General features: G+C 63.6%; 7 protein-coding genes and 2 pseudogenes. 6 read left to right on the top strand and 3 right to left on the bottom strand.

Going from position 1 to position 7390, the window contains the following annotated elements; genetic code table 11:
* The first annotated feature begins 457 nt into the window (after positions 1–457).
* The 3 genes from AC50YA_RS22945 (at position 458) to AC50YA_RS22935 (ending at position 2290) form a co-directional block, all read left to right on the top strand.
* Positions 458–592 (top strand): hypothetical protein, encoded by a 135-nt coding sequence (locus AC50YA_RS22945; protein WP_494984454.1) that lies wholly within the window; start codon positions 458–460, stop codon positions 590–592.
* A 21-nt stretch (positions 593–613) separates the two neighbouring features.
* On the top strand, positions 614–1099 hold the full coding sequence (locus tag AC50YA_RS22940) for an MFS transporter (protein ID WP_494984453.1): 486 nt from the start codon (positions 614–616) through the stop codon (positions 1097–1099).
* 210 nt (positions 1100–1309) lie between these two features.
* Positions 1310–2290 (top strand): aldo/keto reductase, encoded by a 981-nt coding sequence (locus tag AC50YA_RS22935; protein WP_494984452.1) that lies wholly within the window; start codon positions 1310–1312, stop codon positions 2288–2290.
* 122 nt (positions 2291–2412) lie between these two features.
* Here AC50YA_RS22935 and AC50YA_RS22930 read toward each other — a convergent pair whose 3' ends face one another.
* Positions 2413–2727, bottom strand: coding sequence for a hypothetical protein (locus AC50YA_RS22930; RefSeq protein WP_494984451.1), 315 nt, complete (start codon positions 2725–2727; stop codon positions 2413–2415).
* A gap of 415 nt (positions 2728–3142) precedes the next feature.
* Here AC50YA_RS22930 and AC50YA_RS22925 point away from each other — a divergent pair.
* Positions 3143–3426: pseudogene (locus AC50YA_RS22925) on the top strand (AMP-binding enzyme); the annotation flags it as partial.
* Positions 3427–3750: 324 nt separating this feature from the next.
* Here AC50YA_RS22925 and AC50YA_RS22920 read toward each other — a convergent pair.
* Complete coding sequence (locus AC50YA_RS22920; RefSeq protein WP_494984450.1) at positions 3751–4782, bottom strand: aldo/keto reductase; 1032 nt, start codon at positions 4780–4782, stop codon at positions 3751–3753.
* An 8-nt stretch (positions 4783–4790) separates the two neighbouring features.
* The gene (locus AC50YA_RS22915) at positions 4791–5663 is read right to left on the bottom strand and encodes an NAD-dependent epimerase/dehydratase family protein (protein WP_494984449.1); all 873 of its coding nucleotides are present in this window, start codon (positions 5661–5663) and stop codon (positions 4791–4793) included.
* A 635-nt stretch (positions 5664–6298) separates the two neighbouring features.
* Between AC50YA_RS22915 and AC50YA_RS22910 the strand changes: the two genes are divergently transcribed.
* Complete coding sequence (locus tag AC50YA_RS22910) at positions 6299–7081, top strand: helix-turn-helix domain-containing protein (RefSeq protein WP_494984448.1); 783 nt, start codon at positions 6299–6301, stop codon at positions 7079–7081.
* 94 nt (positions 7082–7175) lie between these two features.
* Positions 7176–7390 (top strand): annotated as a pseudogene (locus tag AC50YA_RS22905) (triose-phosphate isomerase); the annotation flags it as partial.

Here is a 7390-nt window from a genome sequence, read left to right as displayed (position 1 = left end):
CGTCACCCTCGCCACCGCAGCGCACCTCTTCATCACCAAGCTAAGGCTGACAAACCCAAAAGCAGCTGGGGCAGCCTGAGCCTCTACGGCATCCTCAGAGAACTCCAAAAGAGTCCTCGCCGTATGGCTCGGTTACTGCCCCCACTGCCGACAACGAGCACCAACATAACAAAGTACTACTAGTGGTCGTGGTATTACTCGTCATTGCGCTGGCAAACGTCCTCGCTGACCTCGGCCCCTAGCTATGGGATACTCGTCTGTGCCCGTGTTCTCGGAGGCCTGGCACACGGCCTGTTCTGGGCGGTTGTCGCCGCTTACTCGGCCCACCTCGTGCCTAAACACCAATTAGGTCGGGCCGTTGCAATTACTGCGGGCGGAGGGTCGGCGGCCTTCGTTCGCAATTCTCGGGGGCATCGTGCTGATCATCGCGGTCGTTGTTATCAGGTTCCTACCACCGGTGAATGACAAGGTAACGATCAAGACGGGGGAGCCTTCCCTGCCGCTGCACAAAGACCGTAGCCTTCGCGGGGTGATCGTCGGGTGCGCCGTCATCGCCATCATCATCGCAGGGCAGAACACCTTCTACACCTAAATCGCGCCATGGCTCATCCAAGTGGCCTATTTCCCGCCGCCGTCTGTCGCTTTCCTGCTCTTCCTGTTCGGTGGCGCCGGAGCTATCGGCCTCGTGCTCGCAGGCTTCGCGGCAGACCGATTCCCGAAGCGCAGTTTCGCACTGGCTGTGCTCGTCGTGATAGCGTCCGCTCTCGTGCTCGCACTGGTTTCGGCGAACCCTGTCATCGTCGTCGGGGCATTCGTCCTCTGGGGCGTTGCTTTCGGCGGCCTCCCTGCGATGCTGCAGACCCGCATGCTACACACCGCCTCGTTCCGCATGCGAAACCTTGCAGCAGCGCTGCAGACGACCGCCTTCAACGTGGGGATCGGGGGCGGGGCACTCCTGGGCGGAGCCCTGCTGGACGGTGCCGGCATCCGATCACTTCCTATAGTCGAGATCATGTTCCTCACCACCGGTCTCGCCGTGAGCCTGGGAGCGGATGCCACGCATTCCAGACGTGTGAAATTCCTTCCGCCTGCTAAATAAGGTCCCGCTTGCCTGGCAGCGCTACCAGAAGCTGCGCAACATCTGCCACGCCCGCCCGGAGCGGGTCAGCGTGTCATCCCCGCCGCCGCCGGAAAGACATACTGCATGCTTACCCGCCGCTTGAATTCCTCCACGCCCACCCCATGCCACATTGTGCCCCCGAAGGAATGCGAAGTGACCCTGCGTTTGGTTTCGGCATATAGTCAGAGGGTGGAACAGCGCATCTTAGGCAAGACCGGACGGAACGTTTCAGTCATTGGACTGGGAACATGGCAACTGGGTGCGGACTGGGGCAACGTTGACCCGGCCCAGGCGCAGGCCATCCTCGCAGCCTCGGCGGAGGCCGGCGTGACCTTCTTCGACACCGCGGACGTGTACGGGGACGGCCGCAGCGAGCAGGCCATCGGAGCGTTCCTCGCCGACAACCCTGGCACGGGCATCACGGTGGCGACCAAGATGGGCCGCAGGCTGGAGCAGCGCCCGGAGAACTACAACCTGGCCAACTTCCGCCAATGGGTGGACCGCTCGCGCCGCAACCTTCGGGCCGACGCCCTGGACCTGGTTCAGCTGCACTGCCCGCCCACCGCCGTATACAGCCGCCCGGACGTGTACGACGCCCTGGATACCCTCGTTGCCGAGGGGGCCATCAAGAACTACGGCGTCAGCGTGGAACGGACCGATGAAGCCCTCGAAGCCCTGCGCCACGACGGCACGGCCTCAGTGCAGATCATTCTGAACGCCTTCCGGCTCAAGCCGCTGGAGGAGGTGCTCCCCGCTGCCAAGGCCGCGGGGGTGGGCATCATCGCCCGCGTTCCCCTCGCATCCGGCCTGCTCTCCGGGAAGTACACCAAGGACACCACCTTCGCCGAGGACGACCACCGCAACTACAACCGCGCCGGCGACGCGTTCGACGTCGGCGAAACCTTCTCCGGAGTGGACTTCGAACTGGGACTCGAGGCGGTGGCCGAGTTCGAGCAGCTGGCGCCGGAGGGCGCCGGTACCGCACAGGCGGCCATCGCCTGGGTCACAGCCCAGGACGGCGTCACCTCGGTCATCCCCGGTGCCCGCACCGTTGGGCAGGCCAGGGCCAACGCCGCCGCGGCCGGAACCGCGATCACCCCGGAGTTCGACGACGGCGTGCGCTCAATCTACGACCGCTACTTCCGCGAGGCGGTCCACCCCCGCTGGTGAACGCACCGCAGGGTCACTTACGGCCCCGTCACCGTACGGGCGCCGTGTGGGGTTGGCGCAGCTGACCGCAGGTCCGCGGCTCCGGGCCCTGTAGCGACGTTGTCCGCCTGGCCGGGGTGTCTTCATTTATGGAGTGGGGGAGGGATGGCGGTTTCATGGTCGGCCATGGAGTAGATGGTCTCGGCCTTGTCTGTGAGGTGATCGATGCCTTCCATGGTGATGTTGATGGCCGTGGCGCGGTTCTTCAGGATGAGTGCGTCTTCCTTATGTGGCCGGAGCAGATGATCCGTGAATGTGGGAAATGACCGTCCGCTTGCGGTGCCGTATCGCTGGAGTCTTTTCGGGTCGGTGGTGCGCTGCCCCACGACGAGTTCCACGTCGCCGAGGGAATGAACCGTTGTGTCGAGGTAGCTGCCGAAGATTTTCGTGCGCTGCACAAAGCTTGGTGGGAGCGGAGTTGTAGGCTTTGGCCCGGTCCACCATTTCAGCGGCCAGCCAGTCCGCTGTCGTCCGTGTGATCGGTTTCCCGAAGCTGGGCATGGCGAGGGCATTTCCCGGGCGTTGTTGTTGTCCACCAAGGATGGTTGCCGGGAGAGTGCTCGGCACGCTTCGATGTACCCGGCGTCTTCAAAGCCACGAAGGGTGGCATGCGGGTCGGAAGCCCCATGTGATGCAAGGAAGACAAGGCCCATTCCTCATGAACGTCTGCAAACCTAATGCGGCATAGGAAGTTCTTGGCTGCTGGGGCCGGCAATCCCGCGATGATGTCTGTCTTCGCAATTCCCATGCGGAACTCAGCGGCAGGTCGGCCCGATCGGTGTGCGGAGCGGCAGCGATCCGCAGTTGCACCTTGGCGACACGATTATCCAGGAACTCCGCAACCACGTCGGCAAGGAAATCGGCCCCATCTCCAAGCTCAAAGCAATCCTCGTTGTCCCCGAACTGCCCAAGACCCGCTCCGGCAAAGTCATACGCCGCCTCCTCAAAGGCGTCGCCGAAGGACGCGAAGTCGGAGACTCCACCACCCTTTTCGAAACACTGTCACGGCACAGATCGCCAGCTCACTGAGATTGACCGTGCCCGGGTCCGGCCACTGTGCTCCTCTGGCCGAAGCTCCCAAGAAGGAAGGTATGTAATGCCAAGACCACGTGAAAGGACCGTTGCAAAAGGCGCACGGAATCTGGCCACGGGTCCGGAAAGATGGGGAAAGTACAAACGGGTGACCGGGTCCGCATTATCCCTAATGGTCATAGTCAGGCCGTCGGAAGCGTGGATGCCCTCATGCCTGACGGCTCCATCGTCTGGGTCGTGCAGGAAAACGGCAGGGACAGGACTATGGTCCTGCGCGATGAACGCTTTAGTCTCCGGAGAGTGGGCGAGGACGACGGAACCTATCCCTGTCGTGGCTCACTTCTACGGCTGGCGTCGTCAAGATAGCGCCGCCTGCATTCGGCCTTGGGTTACCTGCCGCCTTCGATCTTCCGGCTGCGCTGTTCATGTGCCATGGGGCCATAGGGGTACACCCCGACGCGCGGCTGGCTGGCCCGGGTCAGCCGTTCTGATTCCTCGGGGGTCAGTTCGAGGTCCGCCGCGGCGAGGTTGTCTGCCAGCTGCTCGATGTTGCGGGCGCCGAGGATCACGGACGTCACCGCGGGCCGGTCCGCCAGCCAGGCCAGGGCCACTTGAGAGGCGCTCACACCGTGGTTAGCGGCAGTCTTTTCCACTGTTCCGATGACGTCCCAGGTGCGGGGGTCGTCGTTGCGGGCCTGCCACGCTTCCATGCCTCGGTTGGGATTCTCGCCGAGCCGGGTGGCACCGGCGGGCGGCTCGTCACGCTTGTATTTGCCGGACAGCCAGCCGCCACCCAAGGGCGACCACGGCAGCAGGCCGATGTTCGCATCCAGGGAGGCCGGGACGATCTCCGACTCGATCTCGCGGACCAGCAGGCTGTACTGCGGCTGCAGGGTTACGGGGGCGCTCCAACCGTGGGCTTTGGCCAGGTGGACCGCCTTGGTCAGCTGCCACCCCAGGAAGTTGGAGAACCCGTAGTAGGCGATCTTGCCATTGCTGACGGAGTCGTGCAGGAAGCGGAGCGTCTCCTCCAGCGGTGTGATGGGGTCCCATGCGTGCATCTGGTAGAGGTCAATCCGCTCCACTCCCAGGCGGCGGAGGGAATCATCCAAGGCCCGGGTCAGGTGGCGGCGGGACGTGCCGACGTTGTTCGGGGCCTCGCCCATGGGGAAGCGTCCCTTGGTGGCCAGTACCACGCGGTCCTTGGATTCGGGCCGCTGCGCGAGCCAGCGTCCGATGATTTCCTCCGATACGCCGGCGCTGTAAACGTCAGCGGTGTCGATGAAGTTGCCGCCGGCGGCAACATAGTTATCCAGGATGGCGTGGGACGTTTCCTCGGTGGCCTCGGCCCCGAACGTCATGGTTCCCAGCGCGTAGTTCGAAACCACGGCGCCGCTGTTGCCCAGTGTGCGGTACTGCATGATGCTCCTCAGTTCTCGGTGGGGGTGGTGCGGTTGGGGTGGTGGGTCCGCCAGCTGTGCTCCGGTTCGAAGCCCAGCAGGCGCCTGGCCTTGTCGATGGACAGCATGGTCTCGTGTTCGCCTAGTTCCTTCGTCACCTGGACGTTAGGGAAAACCTCCGCGGCAAGACTGGCGCTGGAACGGGTCATGACGGTGTCCGCGTTCGCAATGATGAACGCCTTGAAGCCCGGCTGGCCTTTGTCCAGGGCACGCGCCACGGCCTGCGCCCCATCGCGGCCGTCGATGTATCCCCAGAGGTTCCATTTCCGCGCCTTGGCGTCTGAATCGAACGACGGGAACCGTTCGTAATCCTCGGCATCCATGACGTTGGAGAACCGCAGGCCCGTAATGCTCAGCTCCGGATCCCAGCGCGTCAACTCGATCGCCATCTGCTCCTCAAGATGCTTCACCAGCGAGTAGGTACTTTCCGGCCTGGCGGGGTATTCCTCATCCACCGGGATGTAGGGAGGGTCGACGTCGAACGGCAGTCCCAGCACCGTCTCACTGGAGGCATAAACCACCTTCTTGATCCCGGCCCGCCGGCACGCCTGGAAGACGTTGTAGCTGGAGAGCATATTGTTCTCGAAGGTGGCGGCGTCCGGTAGGATGCCGGGCGCGGGAACGGCACCCAGGTGGACAACGGCGTCGAACCCTTTGTGCCTGTCGTCCAGACCGAGGAGCACATCGAGCACCTGTCCGTAATTGCGCAAGTCCACGACGGCCAGCCCAGGACTCCTGTCCCCGGCCCGGTCAAGGTTCAGCACCTCGTGGCCGTCATCAGTCAGCCTGCGGACCACGTGGCGCCCGAGCTTTCCGCTTCCGCCTGTCACTGCAATTCTCATGATTACTCCCTTACTTCATCCATCAAACTCGACATCCCGCGGCCAAGGCCGCGGCGGACGCCCCATCGGAACTCGGTACAGCCGGCGGTGCGGGCTGAATTGCCCACGCAGCCTCATGCAAAACGCCCGCCAGCCGGCCCTGCAGGTCGCTCAGCCTCCTGCGTGTGCCTCCAGCGCATCGTTCCGCTACGACAGGTGCATGCGGTAACGCGCTGCGGCCCTCGTGATTGATTGTGTTGATGAGCGTGTATGCCATCAGCGAGTAATCCATGGTCCTCTTCTTGTCTTCTAACATCCAATCAACTGGTACGCCGCACTGCCTGCAATGTCCGCGCTGCTGCTCCTCGCCGCGGCCGAATATCATTTGCGCCCGGCGGCTTTCAGTAATGCCAGGTACCGGTCACCGGCGGCAAGGCTTCCAGCTTGACCGGAAAGGTTTCCCTGGTTTCGTGGGCCCCAGGCACCTGGCCTGGCAGACTGGCGCGGGAACCGGTTTCCTGAGGACTACACCATCGGACGTTACGCACCTCGCGCGGCATTGTCAGCAGGTTTTCCTGTCCCTGCTGTTCCTAGGACGCGGAGTCCTACCTTCCCTGCCCGAGGAAACGTGGACACGGCCATGGTGAATGGTAAACATGGGTCAGAGCGCGGAGCTCGGAAAGTTCCTGAAGGTAATGCGGTCACGGTTGACGCCGGAGAAAGCCGGGATCGGCTCCACCTCGGGTTGGCGGCGCGTGCCCGGGCTGCGGCGCGAAGAGATCGCCCGGCTGGCCGACGTGAGCACCGACTACTACGCCCGGTTGGAACAGGGCCGCAACATCCACCCCTCCCGGGCAGTGCTGGATTCGGTGGCGAGGGCTTTGAGCTTAGATTCAAGCGAACAGGCGCACATGATGGACCTCCTGGAGAACTGCGCAATGTCCGAGCGTCCGCATGCTCCAGCACAAAGCGTGCGGCCAGCGCTGCGGCAACTCCTTGAATCTGTTGGCAACGTGCCCGCCCTCATTCTGGGCCGCCGCACCGACGTGTTGGCCGGAAACGATCTGGCCTTCCTCCTGTTCGCCGATTTCCCGTCCATGGCGGCGGCGGAGCGAAACCTCACCCGGTGGATCATCCTTGACCCTTCCGCACGTGAGCTCTTCCGGGACTGGAAGACGGTCGCGTCCGAAGCGGTGGGAACCCTTCGTTCCGATGTTGGCCGGCATCCCAACGACGCCCAAGCTAGTCAGCTGGTAGGCGAACTCGCGGTGCACAGTGAGCACTTCCGCCAAAGGTGGGCCGGACACTTAGTGGCCACAGGCTCCGCCGGCAGTGTGGCCCGGTGCGGGGTTGATGTGAGGTGTGTCAAGGATGTGAGAGAGTCGCGTAGTTTCTTTTTGGTGAGGCAGCCGCGGGAAGCGGTTGTGCGGTTGGCGTGAAGGCCGCCATTGCGGTGGCTGGCGGCAGGCCGTCATTGTTGCTGTGGGGTCGCCAGCGGTTGTAGAACACTTCGATGTACTTGCCCGTATACAGCACGAAGTGGACTCCCGTCCGGCCCTTGTGGCCGGGCGGGTAGTCCCGTTTGTGATTCCTTCGTTCCCGGTTCTTCCGGCCGCCGGCAGCGTCCTCGCAGGATCATCGCTTCTGCTTGGCGCCCAGAACTGCGGCTGGGCGGACGGCCCGTGGACGGGTGAGGTGTCGCCGTCGCTCCTGGCGGAGCTGGGGGTAGCCCTCGTGGAGATCGGCCA

The sequence above is a fragment of the Pseudarthrobacter sp. RHLT3-21 genome (assembly GCF_059383495.1).
Note: the sequence above shows the minus strand (reverse complement) of the source record. Positions and strands in the feature narration are given on the sequence as shown.

Excerpts from the sequence above, each read along its gene's own strand:
- AC50YA_RS22920 (WP_494984450.1), bottom strand. The coding sequence starts at position 4,782 with ATGCAGTACCGCACACTGGGCAACAGCGGCGCCGTGGTTTCGAACTAC.
- AC50YA_RS22915 (WP_494984449.1), bottom strand. The coding sequence starts at position 5,663 with ATGAGAATTGCAGTGACAGGCGGAAGCGGAAAGCTCGGGCGCCACGTG.
- AC50YA_RS22910 (WP_494984448.1), top strand. The coding sequence starts at position 6,299 with ATGGGTCAGAGCGCGGAGCTCGGAAAGTTCCTGAAGGTAATGCGGTCA.